At 65.7% G+C, this 19,898-nt stretch carries 15 protein-coding genes; 1 reads left to right on the top strand and 14 read right to left on the bottom strand.

Annotated elements, in window-relative coordinates:
* The 12 genes from murC to coq7 form a co-directional block, all read right to left on the bottom strand.
* Entirely contained in the window at nt 1-1,398 is a 1,398-nt protein-coding gene (gene murC / locus R9B84_RS02685; RefSeq protein WP_423759115.1) for a UDP-N-acetylmuramate--L-alanine ligase, read from the bottom strand.
* On the bottom strand, nt 1,395-2,498 hold the full coding sequence (gene murG / locus R9B84_RS02680) for an undecaprenyldiphospho-muramoylpentapeptide beta-N-acetylglucosaminyltransferase (protein ID WP_423759114.1): 1,104 nt from the start codon (nt 2,496-2,498) through the stop codon (nt 1,395-1,397). Before murG ends, murC begins: the two co-directional genes overlap by 4 nt.
* Complete coding sequence (ftsW, locus tag R9B84_RS02675; RefSeq protein WP_047899717.1) at nt 2,495-3,778, bottom strand: putative lipid II flippase FtsW; 1,284 nt, start codon at nt 3,776-3,778, stop codon at nt 2,495-2,497. Before ftsW ends, murG begins: the two co-directional genes overlap by 4 nt.
* On the bottom strand, nt 3,775-5,286 hold the full coding sequence (gene murD, locus R9B84_RS02670) for a UDP-N-acetylmuramoyl-L-alanine--D-glutamate ligase (protein WP_423759113.1): 1,512 nt from the start codon (nt 5,284-5,286) through the stop codon (nt 3,775-3,777). Before murD ends, ftsW begins: the two co-directional genes overlap by 4 nt.
* 28 nt (nt 5,287-5,314) lie before the next feature.
* Complete coding sequence (gene mraY, locus R9B84_RS02665) at nt 5,315-6,484, bottom strand: phospho-N-acetylmuramoyl-pentapeptide-transferase (protein ID WP_047899715.1); 1,170 nt, start codon at nt 6,482-6,484, stop codon at nt 5,315-5,317.
* Nucleotides 6,485-6,500: 16 nt separating this feature from the next.
* Entirely contained in the window at nt 6,501-7,907 is a 1,407-nt protein-coding gene (locus tag R9B84_RS02660; RefSeq protein ID WP_423759112.1) for a UDP-N-acetylmuramoyl-tripeptide--D-alanyl-D-alanine ligase, read from the bottom strand.
* On the bottom strand, nt 7,904-9,442 hold the full coding sequence (locus R9B84_RS02655) for a UDP-N-acetylmuramoyl-L-alanyl-D-glutamate--2,6-diaminopimelate ligase (RefSeq protein ID WP_423759111.1): 1,539 nt from the start codon (nt 9,440-9,442) through the stop codon (nt 7,904-7,906). The genes R9B84_RS02660 and R9B84_RS02655 overlap by 4 nt, the downstream gene beginning before the upstream one ends.
* The gene (locus R9B84_RS02650) at nt 9,439-11,286 is read right to left on the bottom strand and encodes a peptidoglycan D,D-transpeptidase FtsI family protein (RefSeq protein WP_423759110.1); all 1,848 of its coding nucleotides are present in this window, start codon (nt 11,284-11,286) and stop codon (nt 9,439-9,441) included. Before R9B84_RS02650 ends, R9B84_RS02655 begins: the two co-directional genes overlap by 4 nt.
* Nucleotides 11,283-11,624, bottom strand: coding sequence for a cell division protein FtsL (gene ftsL / locus R9B84_RS02645; RefSeq protein WP_085042299.1), 342 nt, complete (start codon nt 11,622-11,624; stop codon nt 11,283-11,285). The genes R9B84_RS02650 and ftsL overlap by 4 nt, the downstream gene beginning before the upstream one ends.
* Nucleotides 11,621-12,562 (bottom strand): 16S rRNA (cytosine(1402)-N(4))-methyltransferase RsmH, encoded by a 942-nt coding sequence (gene rsmH, locus R9B84_RS02640; protein ID WP_342308585.1) that lies wholly within the window; start codon nt 12,560-12,562, stop codon nt 11,621-11,623. The genes ftsL and rsmH overlap by 4 nt, the downstream gene beginning before the upstream one ends.
* Nucleotides 12,563-12,585: 23 nt before the next feature.
* Nucleotides 12,586-13,014 (bottom strand): division/cell wall cluster transcriptional repressor MraZ, encoded by a 429-nt coding sequence (mraZ, locus tag R9B84_RS02635; protein WP_006487094.1) that lies wholly within the window; start codon nt 13,012-13,014, stop codon nt 12,586-12,588.
* 386 nt (nt 13,015-13,400) lie between these two features.
* Nucleotides 13,401-14,027: a 2-polyprenyl-3-methyl-6-methoxy-1,4-benzoquinone monooxygenase gene (coq7, locus tag R9B84_RS02630; RefSeq protein ID WP_423759109.1), complete on the bottom strand. Its 627-nt coding sequence runs from the start codon at nt 14,025-14,027 to the stop codon at nt 13,401-13,403.
* 276 nt (nt 14,028-14,303) lie between these two features.
* Here coq7 and R9B84_RS02625 point away from each other — a divergent pair, with 276 nt between their 5' ends.
* Complete coding sequence (locus R9B84_RS02625) at nt 14,304-15,461, top strand: porin (RefSeq protein ID WP_423759108.1); 1,158 nt, start codon at nt 14,304-14,306, stop codon at nt 15,459-15,461.
* Between the two features lie 260 nt (nt 15,462-15,721).
* Here R9B84_RS02625 and R9B84_RS02620 read toward each other — a convergent pair whose 3' ends face one another.
* Nucleotides 15,722-17,395 carry a long-chain fatty acid--CoA ligase gene (locus R9B84_RS02620; protein ID WP_423759107.1) on the bottom strand — a complete coding sequence of 558 codons (1,674 nt, stop codon included), beginning with the start codon at nt 17,393-17,395 and terminating at the stop codon, nt 15,722-15,724.
* A 137-nt stretch (nt 17,396-17,532) separates the two neighbouring features.
* Complete coding sequence (locus R9B84_RS02615) at nt 17,533-19,608, bottom strand: molybdopterin-containing oxidoreductase family protein (RefSeq protein WP_423759106.1); 2,076 nt, start codon at nt 19,606-19,608, stop codon at nt 17,533-17,535.
* Nucleotides 19,609-19,898: the final 290 nt, after the last annotated feature.

The following is a 19,898-nucleotide window of genomic DNA, read 5'->3' as shown; positions in this document are numbered from 1 at the left end:
TCATGCCTTCTGTTGTGTGTGTTGCACGAGCTTCGCCGGCACGCCGCCGATCGAACCCGCGCCCATCGTGATCACCACGTCGCCGTTCTGCGCGACCTTCGCCAATGCGTCCGGCACGTCGTCGACCGTCGCGACGAACACCGGGTCAACCTTCCCGACCGCGCGCAGCGCACGCGACAACGCGTCGCCGTTGGCCGTCGGGATCGCGGCCTCGCCGGCCGCGTAGACTTCCGTCAGCACCAGCGCATCGACCGTCGACAGCACGTTGACGAAATCGTCGAAGCAGTCGCGCGTGCGCGTGTAGCGGTGCGGCTGGAACGCCAGCACGAGGCGGCGGCCCGGGAACGCGCCGCGCGCGGCCGCGATCGTCGCGGCCATCTCGACCGGGTGATGGCCGTAATCGTCGATCAGCGTGTACTGGCCGCCGTCCGCGGTCGGCACCTCGCCGTAACGCTGGAAGCGCCGGCCGACACCGTTGAATTCCGCCAGCGCCTGCTGGATCGCGTCGTCCGCCACGCCGAGGTCGGTCGCGATCGCGATCGCCGCGAGCGCGTTCTGCACGTTGTGCAGGCCCGGCATGTTCAGCACGACCGCGAGCGGCGCGCGCCCTTCGCGGATCACCGTGAAATACATCCGGCCGTCGCGCGCATCGATGTCTTCCGCGCGCACCTGCGCGTCCGGCGACAGGCCGTAGCGCACGACCGGCTTCGAGATGAACGGGATGATCTGCCGCACGTTCGGATCGTCGACGCACACGACCGCGCTGCCGTAGAACGGCAGGCGCTGCGTGAATTCGATGAACGCCTGCTTGAGCCGCGCGAAATCGTGGCCGTAGGTGTCCATGTGATCGGCGTCGATGTTCGTGATGACTTCGATAACCGGATACAGGTTCAGGAACGACGCATCCGACTCGTCGGCCTCGGCGACGATGAAATCGCCGGTGCCGAGCCGCGCGTTCGCGCCTGCGCTGATCAGCCGCCCGCCGATCACGAAGGTCGGATCGAGGCCGCCCGCCGCGAGCACGCTCGCGACGAGGCTCGTCGTCGTGGTCTTGCCGTGCGTGCCGGCGATCGCGATCCCCTGCTTCAGGCGCATCAGCTCCGCGAGCATCACCGCGCGCTGCACGATCGGCACGCGCTGGTGGCGCGCGGCCAGCACTTCCGGGTTGTCCGAGCGCACGGCCGTCGACACGACGACCGCGTTCGCGCCCTCGATGTTCGCCGCGTCGTGGCCGATCGCGATCCGTGCGCCGAGCGCCTGGAGACGATCGGTCACCGCGTTGCGCGACAGGTCCGAGCCACTGACCTCGTAGCCGAGGTTGACGAGCACTTCGGCGATGCCGCTCATGCCCGCGCCGCCGATTCCGACGAAATGAATGTGTTTGACGATGTGTTTCATTGCAATATTTCCAGGTTCGCGCCGGCCACTTTCGCGCAAATGCGCGCGACTTCATCGGTGGCCTCCGGCTTCGCCAATGAGCGCGAACGTTCCGCCATGTCCGCGAGCGATGCCCGCGTCTGGCCGCGCAGCCAGTCGGCGAGCAAATCCGCCGACAGGTCGCGTTGTTGCACCAGCACCGCCGCGCCCGCATCGGCGAGGAACGCGGCGTTGGTCGTCTGGTGATCGTCGACCGCATACGGGAACGGCACGAACAGCGCTGCCACGCCCACCACCGCGATCTCCGACACCGTCATTGCGCCCGACCGGCAGATCACGAGATCCGCCGCCGCATACGCGGCCGCCATGTCGTCGATGAACGGTACGAGCCGCACGTCCTCGCCGGCCGCGAAACCGGCCGCTTCGTAATTCGCCTTCAGCGCGTCGATATGCTTCGCGCCCGCCTGGTGCACGATCCGCGGGCGTTCGCCCGGCGCCAGCATCGCCAGCGCGCGCGGCACGACTTCATTCAGCGCGGCCGCGCCGAGGCTGCCGCCGACGACCAGCACGTTCAGCGAGCCACTGCGCGATGCATAGCGTGCTTTGGGCGGTTCCGTGCGCGCAAGTTCCGTGCGAATCGGGTTGCCGGTCCATTCCGCGTGCGGCAGTGCGCCAGGGAACGCGACGAGCACGCGTTTCGCGAATTTCGCGAGCACCTTGTTCGTCAGGCCCGCGATCGAATTCTGTTCGTGCAGCACGAGCGGACGGCCCGACAGCGCGGTCATCACGCCCGCCGGGAACGTGATGTAGCCACCCATCCCGAGCACGACGTCCGGCCGCACGCGGCGCAACGCGCCGAGGCTCTGCCAGCACGCGCGCAGCAGGTTGAGCGGCAGCGTCAGCTTGGTCTTCAGGCCCTTGCCGCGCAGTCCGCCGAACCGCACGTACTCCATCGGGATGCCGTGCTTCGGCACGAGCGTCGCCTCCATCCCGGCCGGATTGCCGAGCCACACGACGCGCCAGCCCGCCGCTTCCATCCGGTGCGCGACAGCGAGCCCCGGGAACACGTGGCCCCCGGTGCCGCCTGCCATCACCATCAGCGTGCGTCGCGACGCGGTCATACCTTCCCTCCCCGCATCAGCACCCGGTTCTCATAGTCGACCCGCAGCAGCACCGCGAGCGCAACGCAGTTCAGCAGAATGCCGGAACCGCCGTAGCTCACCAGCGGCAGCGTCAGGCCCTTGGTCGGCAGCAGCCCGAGGTTCACGCCCATGTTGATGAACGCCTGCGCGCCAAACCAGATACCGATGCCCTTCGCCGTCAGCCCCGCGAACGTGCGGTCGAGCGCGAGCGCCTGACGGCCGATCTCGAACGCACGGCGCACGATCCAGTAGAACAGCAGGATCACGACCATCACGCCGATGAAACCGAGTTCCTCGCCGATCACCGCGAGGATGAAGTCGGTATGCGCTTCGGGCAGGTAATTGAGCTTCTCGACGCTGCCGCCAAGGCCGACGCCGAACCATTCGCCGCGGCCGAACGCGATCAGCGAGTGCGTGAGCTGGTAGGCCTTGCCCTGCGCGTAGCGCTCGTCCCACGGGTCGAGATACGCGAAGATCCGCTCGCGACGCCACGGCGACAGCCATACGAGCATCGTGAACGTGCCGACCGCCGTTGCGACGAGGCCGCCGAACAGCTTGCCGTTCACGCCACCGAGGAACAGCACGCCCATCGCGATCGCAGCGATCACCATGAATGCACCCATGTCCGGCTCGAGCAGCAGCAGCGCGCCGACGAGGCCCACCGCGCAAGCCATCGGCAGGAAGCCCTTCGCGAAGCTCTGCATGTATTCCTGCTTGCGCACCGTGTAGTTCGCCGCGTAGATCGTCACCGCGAGCTTCATGACTTCCGACGGTTGCATGTTCGTGATGCCGAGCGGAATCCAGCGGCGTGCGCCGTTCACGCCCTTGCCGACGTGCGGGATCAGCACGATCACGAGGCTGACGAGCGCGATCAGGAAGAGATGCGGTGCGTACTTGTCCCACGTCGACACGGGCACGCGGAACGCGATCACCGCCGCGATGAACGCGACGACGAGCGACACGCAGTGGCGCATCAGGAACGCGTAATCGTGATACGACGCGTATTTCGGCGAATCGGGCATCGCAATCGACGCCGAGTACACCATCACGACGCCAAGCCCGAGCAACGCGATCGCCACCCACAGCAGCGAGTAGTCGAAATCGAGCATCCGCGAACGGCTCGGGCGCACGCCATTGACGACGCTCGCGAGGCCGCCCGTCGCGGCGCGCGTGGCCGACGCGACGCGGCCGCCCGCGGCGTTGCCGCCGGCATCGCGCCGATCGTTGAAACGGGAGACGAGGCGATCGGACCAGCTCATGGCGTCGCTCCTTTGTCGATGGCGATTTCGTCGACCGCCGCACGGAATACATCCGCGCGATGGGCGTAGTTCCTGAACATGTCGAGGCTCGCGCACGCGGGCGACAGCAGCACCGCGTCACCCGGCTCCGCCAGGTCGGCCGCCGCGTGCACCGCGCCTTCGAGCGTCGCATGATCGGCGAGCGGCACGCCCGTTTCGGCGAGCGTGTCGCGAATCGCCGGTGCGTCGCGGCCGATCAGCATCACCGCGCGGCACCAGCGCGCGACCGGCGCGACCAGCGGCGCGAAATCCTGACCCTTGCCGTCGCCACCGGCGATCAGCACGATCTTCTGCGCGAGCCCGTCGAGTGCGGCAACCGTCGCGCCCACGTTCGTGCCCTTGCTGTCGTCGACGTAGTCCACGTCGTCGATCGTCGCGATCACTTCGACGCGATGCGCCTCGCCGCGGTATTCGCGCAGCGCGTGCAGCAGCGGCGCGGCCGGCAGGTCGATTGCACGCGCGAGTGCGAACGCGGCCAGCGCGTTCGCCGCGTTGTGCAGCCCGCGGATGCGCAGCGCATCGGCCGGCATCAGGCGCTTCTGCGCGATGTCGGGCGTATGCGCGGCATCGCGCTTGCGCCGACGGGTCGGCGCCGCTTCATCCGGCGCGTCGCGATCGACGGCTTCCACCAGCCACGCAATGCCGTTGTCGCGCGACAGTCCGTAGTCGCCGTCCTGCGTCGGCTCGTTCAGGCCGAACGTGACCGTGCGCGGCGCGTCTGCCACGCCCGCTGCCGGCGCGGACTTCATCACGGCTGCATCGTCGCGGTTCAGCACGCGCGTCGTCGTCGCGCCGAAGATCCGGCCCTTTGCCTGCGCGTACGCATCGAAGCTGCCGTGCCAGTCGAGGTGGTCCTGCGTGATGTTGAGGATCGCGGCCGCATCCGGCGCGAACGTGCGCGCGGTCTCGAGCTGGAAGCTCGACAGTTCGAGCACCCACACGTCGGGCAGCGCCGTTTCGTCGATCGCGCCCGCGAGCCGGTCGAGCATCGCCGGGCTGATGTTGCCTGCGACGGCGACCTGCTTGCCCGCGCGCTGACACAGCAGGCCCGTGAGGCTCGTCGTCGTGGTCTTGCCGTTGGTGCCGGTGATCGCGAGCACCTTCGGCTGGTAGCCGCTCGTGCCGAGCGCGCGCAGCGCCTGCGCGAAGAATTCCAGCTCGCCCCACACCGCGATCCCGCGCTCGTTCGCGGCCGCGACCAGCGCCGCGAGCGCCGGCTCGAGCGGCGACAGGCCAGGGCTCAGCCCGACGATCTCGACGCCGCCGTCGAGCAGCGCGGGCGCGAACGCCCCGCCGACGAATTCCGCATCGATGCCTTCGGCCTGCAGCGCGGCAAGGTTGGGCGGCGCCTCGCGGGTATCGGCAATTCGCAGCCGGCACCCGTGCCTCGCGCACCATCGCGCGATCGCGAGACCCGATTCCCCGAGCCCCAGTACGAGCACCATCGGCCGTTGCCGATCTCCAAACATCTCGCCAGACATCCTTGTTACCTTTCCTTTACCGCAACTTGAGGGTGGTCAGACCGAACAGGCACAGCATCAGCGTGATGATCCAGAAACGCACCACCACCTGCGTTTCCTTCCAGCCGGACAATTCGAAATGGTGATGCAGCGGCGCCATCTTCAGCAGGCGCCGCCCTTCGCCGTAGCGCTTTTTCGTGTACTTGAACCACGAAACCTGCAGCATCACCGACAGCGTTTCCGCGACGAAGATGCCGCCCATGATGAACAGCACGATTTCCTGGCGCACGATCACCGCGACCGTGCCGAGCGCGCCGCCGAGCGCCAGTGCGCCCACGTCGCCCATGAACACCTGCGCGGGGTGCGTGTTGAACCAGAGGAACGCGAGCCCTGCCCCGCCCATCGCGGAACAGAAAATCAGCAGTTCGCCCGCGCCCGGGATGTGCGGGAACAGCAGGTATTTTGAATAGACCGCGCTGCCCATCACGTACGCGAACACACCGAGCGACGCACCGACCAGCACGACCGGCATGATCACGAGACCGTCGAGGCCGTCGGTCAGGTTCACCGCGTTGCTCGCGCCGACGATCACGAAGTAGGTCAGCACGATGAAGCCCCATACGCCGAGCGGGTAGCTGATCGACTTCAGGAACGGCAGCATCAGGTCGGCGCGTGCCGGCAGCCCCATCGACAGGCCACTCCTCACCCACGCCATGAACAGGTCGAACACGCGCACGTTGTTCGCCTCGGACACGCTGAATGCGAGGTAGACGGCCGCGAACAGCCCGATCACCGACTGCCAGAAATACTTCTCGCGCGACGACATCCCGCGCGGGTCCTTGTGGACGACCTTGCGGTAATCGTCGACCCAGCCGATCACACCGAAACCGAACGTGACGAGCATCACGATCCAGATGAAACGGTTCGTCAGGTCGCCCCACAGCAGCGTCGCGACCGCGATGCCGATCAGGATCAGCACGCCGCCCATCGTCGGCGTGCCGGACTTGACGAGGTGAGTCTGCGGGCCGTCCTTGCGCACGGCCTGCCCGACCTTCATTTGCGTCAGCTTGCGGATCACCCACGGTCCGCACACGAGCCCGATCCCCAGCGCGGTGATGGTGGCCATCACCGCCCGGAACGTGAGGTACGTGAACAAGCGCAAAAAGCTTGCGTCTCCTTGCAGCCATTGCGCCAGCGCCAGCAGCATGCTTCCTTCCTTCTACTCAGTGTGCAGCGGGCGCCGTGCCCGCCGCGGGTTGGTTCGTCAGCGCGTCGACCACGCGCTCCATCTTCATGTACCGCGAGCCCTTCACGAGCACCGTTGCCTGCGCGTCGTAGCCCGCCGCGAGCAGCGCCGATACGAGCGCGCCGACGTCGCCGAAACGGCGGGCCGTGTCGCCGTATGCCGTACACGCATCGCGCGATGCATCGCCAAGCGCGAACAGCGCGTCGATCCCGCGCTCGCGCGCGTATGCACCGATCTCGCGATGGAATGCCGGCCCTTCGTCGCCGACCTCGCCCATGTCGCCGATCACCAGCACGCGCGGCGCCGGATGCGCTGCGAGCACGTCGATCGCGGCGCGCATCGAATCGGGGTTCGCGTTGTACGTATCGTCGACGACCGTCGCGCCCGCGAGACTGCCCGCGATCGCGTGCTTCACCTGCAGCCGGCCCTTGACCGGTTCGAACGATTCGAGGCCCTGCCTGATTGCCGACAGCGCGACGCCGGCGCCCAGCGCCGCGGCCGTCGCGGCCAGCGCGTTGCGCGCGTTGTGCTCGCCGAGCGCACGCAGCCGCACCGTGACGGCGCCGGCCGGCGTGTCGATCGCGAGTTCGCCGCCGTGAAGACGGCCCGTGACCTGTGCGTCGTTCTGCCGTTCGGCATCGTGCAGCGCGAAATCGAGGATCCGGTTGCCGGTCGCCGCGACGCGCCAGATGCCCGCGTACGCGTCGTCGGCCGGGAACACCGCGACGCCGTCCGGCGGCAGTGCGTGAATCACGGCCGCGTGTTCGAGCGCGACGGCTTCGACCGTCGCCATGAATTCCTGGTGCTCGCGCTGCGCGTTGTTGACGAGCGCGACCGTCGGCGCCGTGAGGCGCGCGAGGATCTCGGTCTCGCCCGGGTGGTTCATCCCGAGTTCGATCACCGCGAGGCGATGCGCGGCCGACAGGCGCAGCAGCGTCAGCGGCAGGCCGACGTCGTTGTTCAGGTTGCCGGCCGTCGCGAGCCGCGCGTCGGCGCCGACCGCCGCCGCGAAGATCGACGCGATCATTTCCTTGACGGTCGTCTTGCCGTTGCTGCCCGTCACCGCGACGAGCGGCACCGGGAATCGTTTGCGCCAGCCGTGCGCGAGCGCGCCGAGCGCGGCACGCGTTTCGCCGCCTTCGATCGCCGGCATCGCGAGGCCCGCCGGCACGTGCGCGACCAGCGCCGCGGCAGCGCCGCGCGCGGCGACATCGCCAAGGAAGTCGTGCGCATCGAAGCGCTCGCCTTTCAGCGCGACGAACAGGTCGCCCGGGCCGACCGTGCGGCTGTCGGTCGACACTCGGTCGAACGTGACGGTCGCATCGCCGTGAACGGTTGCGCCGGGAATCAGGCGGGCGGCTTCGCCGAGACTGAGCATCGTCATTCGCCGCCTCCCTTGCCGTGCGTCGCTCGCGCTGCCAGCGCGAGCCGCGCGTGATCCTGGTCGGAGAACGTACGCTTCTTGCCCATGATTTCCTGCGTTGCTTCGTGGCCCTTGCCGGCCAGCACGACGACATCTTCGCGTGCGGCGCCCCGCACGGCCTGCAGGATCGCGCTCGCGCGATCCTCGATCCGGCGTGCGTGATCGGGCGCGGTCATGCCCGCGACGATCTGGTCGATGATGCGCTGCGGATCTTCGCTGCGCGGGTTGTCGCTCGTGACGACGATTTCGTCGGCGAGCCGTTCCGCGATCGCGCCCATCAGCGGCCGCTTCGTCGCATCGCGATCGCCGCCGCAGCCAAACATGCAGACAAGCCGGCCACCACGCGCCGCGGCGATCGGGCGCAGCGCGTCGAGCGTCTTCTCGAGCGCGTCGGGCGTGTGCGCGTAGTCGATCACGACGAGCGGTTCGTCGTTCTGCAGCCGGCCGCCGAGCCGCTGCATCCGGCCGTTGACGGACTCGAGCCGTTCGATCTCGGCAAGCGCCGCGTCGAATGGCACATCGGCCGCGAGCAGCGAGCCGAGCACGGCGAGCAGGTTGCTGACGTTGAACGTGCCGAGCGTGCCGACTTCGACGTCAGCGTCGCCCCACGACGAACGCAGCCGGAATGCCGTGCCGGTCGCGGTGGCGCGCACGTCGAGCGCGACCAGTTCGCGATCGGCGTCGGGCGCCTGCGCGTCGCCGATCCCGTACGCGATCGTGCGTACGCGGCCGGCCAGTTTCTCGAGCAAGCGCTGGCCGGCTGCGTCGTCGCGGTTGACGACCGCCGCGCGCAGGCCGCGCCATGCGAACAGCTTCGCCTTCGCGGTCTCGTACGCGTCGAACGTGCCGTGATAGTCGAGGTGATCCTGCGTGAGATTCGTAAATACCGCGATGTCGAACGCGGTACCGTTCACGCGCCCCTGATGCAGCGCGTGCGACGACACCTCCATCGCCACGGCCTTCGCACCCGCGTCGCGCAACTGCGCAAGGCTGCGCTGCAGTTGCGGCGCGTCGGGCGTCGTGAAGCCCGTCGGCACGAGCTGGCCCGGCATCCCGCTGCCGAGCGTGCCGATTACGGCGCACGGCTGGTGCAGCGCCGTCAGCGCGGCGGCAATCCATTGCGTGCACGAGGTCTTGCCGTTCGTGCCCGTTACACCCACCGCAAGCAGGCTGTCGCTCGGATCGCCGTACCAGCCGCTGGCGATCTCGCCGGCGAGCTGGTCGAGCGCCGGCACCGCCAACGCGACGGGCACGGCCGGCGCGGCGGCCAGCCCTTCCGGCTGATACAGCACGGCGGCCGCACCGCGTGCGACGGCGTCGACAATGAAGGCGCGGTTGTCTGCCCCGTCGACCGCATACGCGACAAACACGTCGCCAGCCTTGAGGCTGCGCGTGTCGGCATGCAGTTGCGCGGCGGGGGCCACATGCTGACGCAGCCACGCAAGCGCGGCTGCGATCTGCTGATGCGCCGGATGGGAACTGCGGGCGGCGCTCATCGAACAACTCCTGGTGAATTACGCGTCGTGCTGGACACGATCATATGCTTCGCACCGCCACCCGCGGCCAGCTTTTGCGGCCCCGGTGCGGCAGGTGTTGCCGGCGAATCGTCAGACACGACGAGCTGCTTGATCGGCATGTTCGGCGGCACGTTCAGCGCACGCATCGTGTCGCCGGCGATCGCCGAGAATACGGGGCCGGACACCTGGCCGCCGAAGTGGCTGCCGGCGGTCGGTTCGTCGACCGACACCGCGACGACGATACGCGGATTCGGCATCGGCGCCATGCCAACGAACGATGCGCGGTACTTGCGCGTATAGCCATGGCCTTCATGCTTGTACGCGGTACCGCTCTTGCCACCGACGCGATAGCCCGGCACCGCCGCGTCCGGCGACGTGCCGCCGGGCGCGACCACCGTCTCGAGCATCGCGCGCACTTCGCGCGCGGTGGTCGGGTTGAACACCTGCGTGCCCACGACCTGCTGGTTGGGGTCAGTCTTGAAAATGGTCACGGGCATCAGCTCGCCGTCGTGCGCGATCGCCGTGTACGCCCGCGCGAGCTGGAACAGCGACACCGACAGGCCGTAGCCGTACGACATCGTCGCCTGCTCGATGCGCCGCCAGCTCTTCCACGGCCGCAGGCGGCCGGCCACCGCGCCCGGGAAGCCGACCTTCGGCGCCTGACCGAGGCCGATGCCGGTATACATATTCCACATTTCCTCGGGCCGCATCGTCATCGCGATCTTCGTCGCGCCGATGTTGCTCGACTTCTGGATCACGCCCCCGACCGTCAGCGTGCCGAAACCCGCGTCGTCGGTAATCGGCGCGCCGTCGAGCACGAAATGCCCGTTGCCCGTCTCGACGAGCGTGTTCGGCGTCACGCGATGCAGGTCGAGCGCGAGCGACACCGTGAACGGCTTCATGATCGAACCCGGCTCGAACACGTCGGTCATGATCCGGTTGCGCAACTGCTCGCCCGTCATGCGCGAGCGGTCGTTCGGGTTGTAGGTCGGGTAGTTGACGAGCGCGAGCACCTCGCCGGTGCGCACGTCGACGACCATCGCCGCGCCGGCCTTCGCCTTGAATTTCTCGACGGCGGCCTTGAGGTTCGCGTACGCGATGTACTGGATCTTGCTGTCGATCGACAGGTCGACGTCGGTCCCGTTGTGCGGCGGGATCTGCTCGGCGACGTCCTCGACGATGTGCCCCATCCGGTCCTTGATCACGCGGCGCACGCCCGACGTGCCGGACAGCATCTTCTGGTCGCCGAGCTCGACGCCCTCCTGCCCTTCGTCCTCGACGTTCGTGAAGCCGATCAGGTGCGCGGTGATCTCGCCTTCCGGATAAAAGCGCTTGTATTCGTTGCGCTGGTAGATGCCCGGAATATCGAGCGCAGCGACCTTGTCCGCGATGTCGATCGGCACCTGGCGCTTTACGTAGACGAAACCCTTGTCCTCCGACAGCTTCACGCGCAGTTCCTTCGGCGTCATGCCGAGGAGCTTGCCGAGCTGGTTGACCTTGTCGGCGTCGAGGTCGTCCGGCACCGCGTCGGGAATCGCCCAGATCGCGCGTACGGGCAGGCTCGTCGCGAGCACGAGCCCGTTACGGTCGAGGATCTTGCCGCGCGTCGCGGGCAGCTCGAGCGTGCGCTGGTAGCGGCTTTCGCCCTGCTTCTGGTAGAACGCGTTGCCGGGCCCCTGGATCCAGAACGCCCGTGCGGCCAGCGCGACGAACGCCATGAACAGCATGAACACGACGAGCTTCGAGCGCCACATCGGCAGATGCACGCCCAGCACGGGGCTCGACGTAAATTTCACGTTCTGGCGCTTTTGCGACGGCTTCATCGCGCGCCCCCCTTGCCCTTGCCGGCCGCGTCGGCGGAAGCAGGGATCGGCGCGTCGATCGCCTTCGCGGCGCCCGGCGGCAGCGTCAGGTATTGCGTGCGGCCGGTCGTGATCGGCTGCATCTTCAGCGAGTCGTTCGCGAGCTGCTCGATGCGCGACGTCTTCGACAGCGCGCTCTGCTGATATTGAAGCTGCGCGTAGTCCTGCTGGAGCTGACGCTCCTGCGACTGCGCGCGCTGCAACTGGATGAAGATCTGCCGCTGCTGGTTCGTCGAGTTGACGACCGACAGCGCGCAGCCCATCACGATGATCAGCAGGAAGATATTGAAGCGGCTCATGGCGTGACGCGCTCCGCAATGCGCATCACGGCGGACCGGGCGCGCGGATTCGCGGCGACTTCCGCTTCACTCGGAAACTGGCGACTGATGATCTTGAGCGGCGGGCTCGGGAGGTCGACGGCACGGATCGGCAGGCGACGATCGACCGCGGGCGCACTGGCGTGTGCCTGCATGAATCGCTTGACGATCCGGTCCTCGAGTGAATGAAAGCTGATGACCACCAGCCGCCCCCCTTGCTCCAGCAACGACAGTGCCGCGTCTAGTACGACTTGCAGGTCCGCAAGCTCTTGATTGACGTGAATCCGTATAGCCTGAAAGGTGCGGGTTGCCGGATCCTTGCCCTTCTCACGGGTTTTGACGACGTGACCCACGATTTGGGCAAGCTCGCCCGTGGTGTCGAGAGGCCCAAGACGGTCGGACTCTGCCCGGCGAGCAACAAGCGCCTTTGCAATCTGAAAAGCAAACCGTTCTTCCCCATAATCTCGTATCACCTCCGTCAATTCCTGCACCGAAGCCCGCGCGAGCCATTCGGCCGCCGACTCGCCACGCGTCGGATCCATTCGCATGTCCAGTGGACCATCGGCGCGGAAGCTGAAGCCGCGCGCCGGATCGTCCACCTGCGGCGAGGACACGCCCAGGTCCAGCAACACACCCGACACCTTCTCGACGCCGCGCGCCGCAAGCGCGTCGCGCATCGATGCAAAGCTGTCATGCACGATCGAGAAGCGCGCATCCGCGATGCCCTGCGCCGTCTCGATCGCCCTCGGATCCTTGTCGAACGCGATCAACCGCCCGGTCGGCGCCAGCCGCTCAAGCACCGCGCGGCTGTGACCGCCGCGCCCGAACGTGCCGTCGACATAAACGCCATCCGGCCGCGTCACGAGCGACTCGACCGCTTCATCCAATAGCACTGTCCGATGCTGCAATTCGTTTCCCATCGCGGGCGTCTCCGTCACCGCAATCAGAACGTGAAATTCTTCAGCGCGTCGGGCATGCCCTGCGCCATCGCTGCCTGCTCCTTCGCGTTGTAGGTCTGCGAATCCCACAGCTCGAAGTGACTACCCATTCCCAACAACATGACTTCCTTTTCCAGTCCGGCTGCCATGCGCAGCTCGGGCGATACAAGAATCCGGCCCGCGCTGTCGAGATCGACGTCCATCGCATTGCCGAGAAAAATTCGACGCCACCAGTGCGCGTCCATCGGCAGCGCGGCGATCTTGGCGCGGAACACTTCCCATTCGGGGCGCGGAAACAGCAACAGGCAGCCGTCCGGGTGCTTGGTCACAGTCACCCGTCCTTCTGCCTGTCCTTGCAGCGCTTCGCGATAGCGAGCCGGCACCGACATCCGCCCTTTCGCATCGAGCGTCAGCGCCGACGCCCCTTGGAACACTTTCCGCTCTCCCGTTCAGGGCACCGAAGTACCCGACCAATGCTGAGAATTTAGCCGGAATAGCCCGCCAAATCACACAAAAATACACTTTCTCACACTGTCTCCCACTTTAGAGGAAGGGTGTGGCACGGTCAAGGGAGCGGCCCGCTTTTTTGACGAATTTTGTTAGTTAGAACAAGGACTTACGCGCACATGCTCATGCGGCCCCTCATTCCAAAAACCGTTATAAATGAATGAGCTAGTGCAACTTGTGAAGGTGATACGTGAGAAAGACGAGCCAGACGGGCGTGCCGACGGGGCTTTCGGGGGCGGGAAAACGTGGAATAAACGGGCGGTATCGGGGGCGGCGAATCGGGGCGACGTCACGCGTCGCCCCGGCGCAAATCTCACAGATAGTACGCAGTGCTCGTCATGACTTTCGACGCGGCGCGCATCAGCATCCGCGCGGGCAGCGGCAGTTCGATCCCGCCGGCGTCGGTCGCGGCTTTGCCGTGCTTCACTTCGTCGATACGCATCTGGTCGACGATCGCGCGCGACGCGGTGTCGGCCGCCGGCAGCTCCGACATATGGCCTTCCAGGTGATTTTCGACCTGCCGCTCCGTCTCGGCCATGAAACCGAGGCTGACCTTGTCGCCAAGCGTGCCGGCCGCCACGCCGATCGCAAGCGCGCCGGCATACCACAGCGGGTTCAGCAGGCTCGGGCGCGAATCGAGCTCTTTCAGACGGTGCGCGGTCCACGCGAGGTGGTCCTCCTCCTCACGCGCGGCCTCCTCGAACATCGCCTTCGCCGAAGCCGTGCGCGCGGTGAGTTTCTGCGCCTGGTAGAGTGCCTGCGCGCAGACTTCGCCGACGTGGTTCACGCGCATCAGCCCGGCGGCATGCTTACGCTCCGCGGGCGTCAACTCGACGTCCGGCGCGTCGGCCGGCGCGGGCACCGGCCGGCTCATCCGGCTGATGCCGGTCAGCGATCGCAGGCCGCGATCGAATTCGTTGATCAGTTCGTCCAACACCATCCTGTTCTCCTGGCTGCATGTGCCGCTGCGAGCGGCAGGGGCACGAGTCCGCTGCGTAACCGACTTGATTATTCAGCGGAAATTGCGGTTAACCCGTGATTTTAACCATTGTTGCATAAAGGAAACATGGCGGCCTTGAGCTGCGGCATTTCGCTTTGTGGCAAAAAACGGTTTTGCTACATTACGTGCGACTTCTTGTGAAGTTGATGGGGCCCGTCGACAGAACATAACTATCCGCCCCGCCAAAAAAATTCAGTGATTCTTGGAGATCCGTTAATGAAAAAGTCGCTTCTCGCGCTCGTCGCGCTGGGCGCGTTCGCTGGCGCTGCCCATGCGCAAAGCAGCGTGACGCTTTACGGCATCATCGATGAAGGCCTGCTCTTCAACAACAACGCGGGCGGCAAGCACCTGTACAGCATGGCAAGCGGCGTGATGCAAGGCAGCCGCTTCGGCCTGCGCGGCACCGAAGACCTCGGTGGCGGCCTGAAAGCGATCTTCACCCTCGAAAACGGTTTCGACGTGAACAGCGGCAAGCTCGGCCAGGGCGGCCTGATGTTCGGCCGTCAGGCTTACGTCGGCCTGTCGAGCCAATACGGTACGGTCACGCTGGGTCGTCAGTACGACTCCGTCGTCGACTTCGTCGGCCCGCTCGAGGCAGGCGACCAGTGGGGCGGCTACATCGCGGCTCACCCGGGCGACCTCGACAACTTCAACAACGCCTACCGCGTGAACAACGCGGTCAAGTTCACGAGCACGTCGTACGGCGGCTTCACGTTCGGCGGCTTGTACAGCTTCGGCGGCCAAGCAGGCCAGTTCTCGAAGAACCAGGTCTGGTCGCTCGGCGCAGGCTACAACAACGGCCCGCTGGTCTTGGGTGTCGGCTACTTGAACGCACGCACGCCGGGCAACTTCGGCGGCATGTTCAACAACGGCTCGACGGCTGCGACGACGGCAGTATCGTCGCCGGTCTACGGCGCATACGCGAACAACGCGAACACGTACCAGGTTATCGGCGCAGGCGGCGCTTATACGTTCGGCGCAGCGACGATCGGCGCGACGTACTCGAACACGAAGTTCAAGGGCTTCTCGGTCGGTCCGTTCGTGAACCAGACCGCGACGTTCAACAACGGCGAAATCAACTTCAAGTATCAGTTGACCCCGGCGCTGATTCTCGGCGCAGCGTACGACTACACGCAAGGCAGCAAGATCGACGGCAACTCGGCAGCCAAGTACCACCAGGGCTCGCTGGGCGTCGACTACTTCCTGTCGAAGCGCACCGACGTCTACGTGATCGGCGTGTACCAGCACGCTTCGGGCAACGCGCTCGACGCCAAGGGCGATGTCGTTCAGGCAACGGCAGCGATCAACGGTCTCGCAGGTTCGAGCACCAGCAACCAGGTCGCAGCACGCGTCGGCATCCGTCACAAGTTCTAATCAGCTTGCCTGACAAGCCGCAGCATATTGAAGGCGCCTTCGGGCGCCTTTTTCTTTTCCGGTGCGGCGGCAAAGCCGGAGTGCGGCGGATCGACTGATCGCGCATCACGCGTCGCCGGGGCTCCGCGTCCGTCCGCCGCGTAGAAACTCGCGATCCGCCCGCGAAACCACCTCTTCCGCCCCCCACACTCGCTCTGCAAACAAAAAAAGCCCGGCACAAGCCGGGCTCTTCCGTTCAACCGCGCCGCTACGCGCGTCCGTTACGCGCGCCCGTCGCGCAACTCGCGCCGCAGGATCTTGCCGACGTTCGTTTTCGGTAGCTCGGTGCGGAACTCGACCAGTTTCGGCCGCTTGTAACCGGTGAGCCGCTCCTTGCAGTAAGCAAGGATGTCCTTGTCGGTGAGCGCCGGGTCCTTCTTGACGACGAACAGCTTCACGGCTTCGCCGGAATGCTCGTCCGGCACGCCGACCGCCGCCACCTCGAACACGCCCGGATGCGACGCCACCACGTCCTCGACTTCGTTCGGATACACGTTGAAGCCGGATACGAGAATCATGTCCTTCTTCCGGTCGACGATCTTCACGTAACCGCGCGCATCCATCACGCCGACGTCGCCCGTCTTGAAGAAGCCATCCGGGAACATGACCTTCTCGGTCTCGTCCGGCCGGTTCCAGTAGCCGGCCATCACCTGCGGCCCGCGGATGCAGATCTCGCCGGGCTCGCCGAGCGCAACGTCGTTGCCGGCGTCGTCGCGAATCGCCACTTCGGTCGACGGCAGCGGCAGGCCGATCGTCCCGCTGTATTCGGTCGCCGTCACCGGGTTGCAGGTCGCCACTGGCGACGTCTCGGACAGCCCGTATCCTTCGATGATCGCGGTATGGGTCTTCTCATACCAGCGCTTCGCGACACCCTCCTGGATCGCCATGCCGCCGCCGTTGGCGATCACGAGCTTGGACAGGTCGAGCTGATTGAATTCGGGATGGTTCAGCAGTGCGTTGTACAGCGTATTGACGGCCGGAATCGTCGAGATCTGATAGCCCTTCAGCTCCTTGATCATGCCGGCGATGTCGCGCGGGTTCGGGATCAGGATGCCCATGCCCCCCGTGCGCATCGTCAGGAAACCGCAGACGGTCAGCGCGAACACGTGATACAGCGGCAACGCGACAACCGTCACGAACTGTTTCACCTCCGGGAACTTCTCATGAGCCGGATGATGCCAGGCGCCGGCCTGCAGCACGTTCGACACGATATTCCGGTGCAGCAGCGTCGCGCCCTTCGCGACGCCGGTCGTGCCGCCCGTGTATTGCAGGAACGCGACGTCGTCGGGGCCGATCTTCTGCGGCTTGAACGCCTGCCTCGCGCCCTCCGACAGCGCGGCCTTGAAGCGCGTGAACGACGGCAACTGCCATGCAGGCACCATCTTCTTCACGTTGCGCACGACGTAATTGACAAGCCATCCCTTGATGCCCAGCAAGTCGCCCATCGATGCGACGACGACATGCTTGACGGCCGTATTGGCGATGACAGCTTGCAGCGTCGACGCAAAATTCTCGAGGATGACGATCGCCTCGGCGCCGCTGTCCTTCAACTGATGTTCGAGCTCGCGCGGCGTGTAGAGCGGATTGACGTTGACGACGGTGTAGCCGGCGCGCAGTACCGCGGCAATCGTCACCGGGTACTGCAGCACGTTCGGCATCATGAGCGCGACGCGCGCACCGCGCGCGAGACCACGGGATTGCAGCCACGCGCCGAACTGGCGCGACAGCTTGTCGAGTTCGCCGTACGTGATGCCCTTTCCCATGCAGACGAACGCCGTGCGGTCGCGATACTGCCGGAAGCTTTCGTCGAGGAGGTCCGGGACAGACGGATAAGGAGACGCGTCAATTTCGGCTGGAACGCCGGGTGGGTACGATTTCAGCCAAATTTTTTCCATACTGCGCGTCTCCTCACAGATTTTCGAATGGTCGTGCTAAAACGCATCGTAACGGCTCGCCCGCCCCGATACAACAGGGTTAGATGTCCACTTCGAACTTCCGCGTCAATTTGTCTGATCATACGGAGGGTATTCGATCAAATTCGCTCAACTTCCACAAGGCAATCGTAAAACGTCGCCGAATTGCCGAGATCGGTCAACGCCTGGCTCGTCACCTCGTTTGCGTTCCGGCCGTCCGGCGACAGCTTCTTCCACCAGATCGACAGCCCGACAACGAGCCCTGCGCGTGCGCGATCGGTAATTCTCGCAAGCGCCTGCATGGATCCGCGGTCGTTGAAGATGCGTACGACGTCACCCTCCGCGATACCGCGCGCATCGGCGTCGGACGGGTGCATGTCGAGGTGCGGCTCACCCTCCGTGGTGCGCAGGCTATCGACGTTCACGAACGTGCTGTTCAGGAAGTGGCGCGCCGGCGGTGAAATCATTGCGAGCGGATAACGTGCGGCGAGTTCGGGCGCGGACTCTGCCGATTCGAATGGCGGCAGGTAATCGGGAACGGGATCCATGCCCATCTGCTCGAGCCGCGGGCTATAGAACTCGCACTTGCCTGACGGCGTACGGAACCCGCCATTCGCGAACGGCGCGTCCGGCAGCTTGAGCTTCAGCCAGCCTTCCCGCTTCAGCGTCTCCCAGTCGCTGTCGAGCGTTGGATCGTCCCACCTGAGCGCCGCACGCGCGACCTCTTCGTCGCTGTGATACAGCGCGGGCTCGTCGAGCCCCATGCTGTGCGCGATGCCGCGAAAAATCTCAGTGTTCGGCCGTGCGTCTCCGACCGGCGGAATCGACGGCAGGTTCGCCATCACGTAGGTGTGGCCGTACGATTTGTGGACATCCAGGTGCTCCAACTGCGTGGTCGCCGGCAGCACAATATCGGCGAAATCGACGGTATCTGTCTTGAAGTGCTCCAGAACGACCGTGAACAGATCTTCTCGCGCGAATCCTGCTGCGACCTTCGAAGAGTCCGGCGCGACTGCCACCGGATTCGAGTTGTACACGATCACCGCTTCGACCTTCGGCCCGAACGTTGCATCGCCAGCGTGCAACAACGCATCGCCGATCGCGTTCATATTGATGATGCGCGGCAGTTTGTGCGGCCAACCCGGCATCAAATCCGGGCGCAGCAGCGCTTCCTGGTTGACCGGCGCGGATTCCGACGACGAGAGCAACAGCCCGCCAGCCCGATCCCGCCATGCCCCCGTCAACGCCGGCAGGCTCGCAATCGCGCGAACGGCGTTGCCGCCGCCGCGTACGCGCTGCATGCCGTAGTTGAGGCGAATCGACGCCTTGCGGGTGGTGCCGTAGCGACACGCAAGGTCGATCAGTTCCGACGCGTCGATGTCGCAGATCTGCGCAACGCGTTCCGGCGGATAGGACATCGCCCGCGCCTTGAGCGCATCGAAGCCGAGCGTATGGCTGGCGATGTAGTCGTGATCGAGCAGGTCTTCGGCAATCAGCACGTGCATCATGCCGAGCGCAAATGCGCCGTCGGTACCCGGCTTTAACGCGATGTGCTGATGACATTTCTCCGCTGTCAGCGAGCGATACGGGTCGATCGCGACAAGACGCGCGCCGCGGCGCTTCGCTTCCTGCGCACGTGTCCAGAAATGCAGGCTCGAGGCGATCGGGTTCGCGCCCCAGATCAGAATCAGTTCACTTTCCTCGAAATGCTCGAGGTGCATGCCGAGCCTGCCGCCATACGTGTAATCCAGCCCCGCTGCACCGGCTGCCGCGCAGATCGTGCGCTCGAGCTGTGATGCGCCGATCTTGTGAAAGAACCGCTGGGCAATGCCCTCGCCCTGCACGAGCCCCATCGTCCCCGCGTAGCTGTACGGCAGGATCGCTTCCGGCGCGCGCGCGGCGATTTCGCCGAGGCGACGGCCGATCTCGTCGAAGGCTTCGCTCCAGCTAATCGGCACGAAGCGCCCTTCCCCCTTCGCGCCGACACGCTTGAGTGGAACCGTCAGGCGATCAGGATGATGAACCCGATCGGCATACCGGCTGACCTTCGTGCACAAGACGCCCTGCGTCGGCGGGTGGTCGGGATCGCCCGTGACCTTGATCGCCTTGCCGTTCTCGACGGTCACACGCATGGCGCACGTGTCCGGACAATCGTGCGGGCAAACGGCCCGGACTACCTGTGTGGCGGCGTTCATCGTTTTGAATGCAGAGATGGGGATTCGCAAATTTTACGTGGACACGCCGAATAAAGCGTTCCTTTCGTACGGATCTTGGGTTATTTGACCAGAGAGCGATGCGGGAGCGGGAGAGCTGGCTTTAGCGGCGATGCGCGTCTCTTGCAGAGGGAGAACTGTGCCGTCAACCCAGTACTCGTCGTGGACGATGGGAAATTGATCACGTCCGATCGCGCCCGTCGATGCATGAAGCGGAGGGAATTGCGACTATGATCGACGATGCAAGCAATAAGCCGATGAATCGCTAAAGA

It is taken from the genome of Burkholderia sp. NLJ2 (assembly GCF_049487195.1).
In the GTDB taxonomy this organism is placed as follows: domain Bacteria; phylum Pseudomonadota; class Gammaproteobacteria; order Burkholderiales; family Burkholderiaceae; genus Burkholderia; species Burkholderia pyrrocinia.
Note: the sequence above shows the minus strand (reverse complement) of the source record. Positions and strands in the feature narration are given on the sequence as shown.

Bases quoted from the DNA above. Each gene is read 5' to 3' on its own strand.
- murC (WP_423759115.1), bottom strand. From the start codon at position 1,398: ATGAAACACATCGTCAAACACATTCATTTCGTCGGAATCGGCGGCGCG.
- murG (WP_423759114.1), bottom strand. From the start codon at position 2,498: ATGACCGCGTCGCGACGCACGCTGATGGTGATGGCAGGCGGCACCGGG.
- ftsW (WP_047899717.1), bottom strand. From the start codon at position 3,778: ATGAGCTGGTCCGATCGCCTCGTCTCCCGTTTCAACGATCGGCGCGAT.
- murD (WP_423759113.1), bottom strand. From the start codon at position 5,286: ATGTTTGGAGATCGGCAACGGCCGATGGTGCTCGTACTGGGGCTCGGG.
- mraY (WP_047899715.1), bottom strand. From the start codon at position 6,484: ATGCTGCTGGCGCTGGCGCAATGGCTGCAAGGAGACGCAAGCTTTTTG.
- R9B84_RS02660 (WP_423759112.1), bottom strand. From the start codon at position 7,907: ATGACGATGCTCAGTCTCGGCGAAGCCGCCCGCCTGATTCCCGGCGCA.
- R9B84_RS02655 (WP_423759111.1), bottom strand. From the start codon at position 9,442: ATGAGCGCCGCCCGCAGTTCCCATCCGGCGCATCAGCAGATCGCAGCC.
- R9B84_RS02650 (WP_423759110.1), bottom strand. From the start codon at position 11,286: ATGAAGCCGTCGCAAAAGCGCCAGAACGTGAAATTTACGTCGAGCCCC.
- ftsL (WP_085042299.1), bottom strand. From the start codon at position 11,624: ATGAGCCGCTTCAATATCTTCCTGCTGATCATCGTGATGGGCTGCGCG.
- rsmH (WP_342308585.1), bottom strand. From the start codon at position 12,562: ATGGGAAACGAATTGCAGCATCGGACAGTGCTATTGGATGAAGCGGTC.
- coq7 (WP_423759109.1), bottom strand. From the start codon at position 14,027: ATGGTGTTGGACGAACTGATCAACGAATTCGATCGCGGCCTGCGATCG.
- R9B84_RS02625 (WP_423759108.1), top strand. From the start codon at position 14,304: ATGAAAAAGTCGCTTCTCGCGCTCGTCGCGCTGGGCGCGTTCGCTGGC.
- R9B84_RS02620 (WP_423759107.1), bottom strand. From the start codon at position 17,395: ATGGAAAAAATTTGGCTGAAATCGTACCCACCCGGCGTTCCAGCCGAA.
- R9B84_RS02615 (WP_423759106.1), bottom strand. From the start codon at position 19,608: ATGAACGCCGCCACACAGGTAGTCCGGGCCGTTTGCCCGCACGATTGT.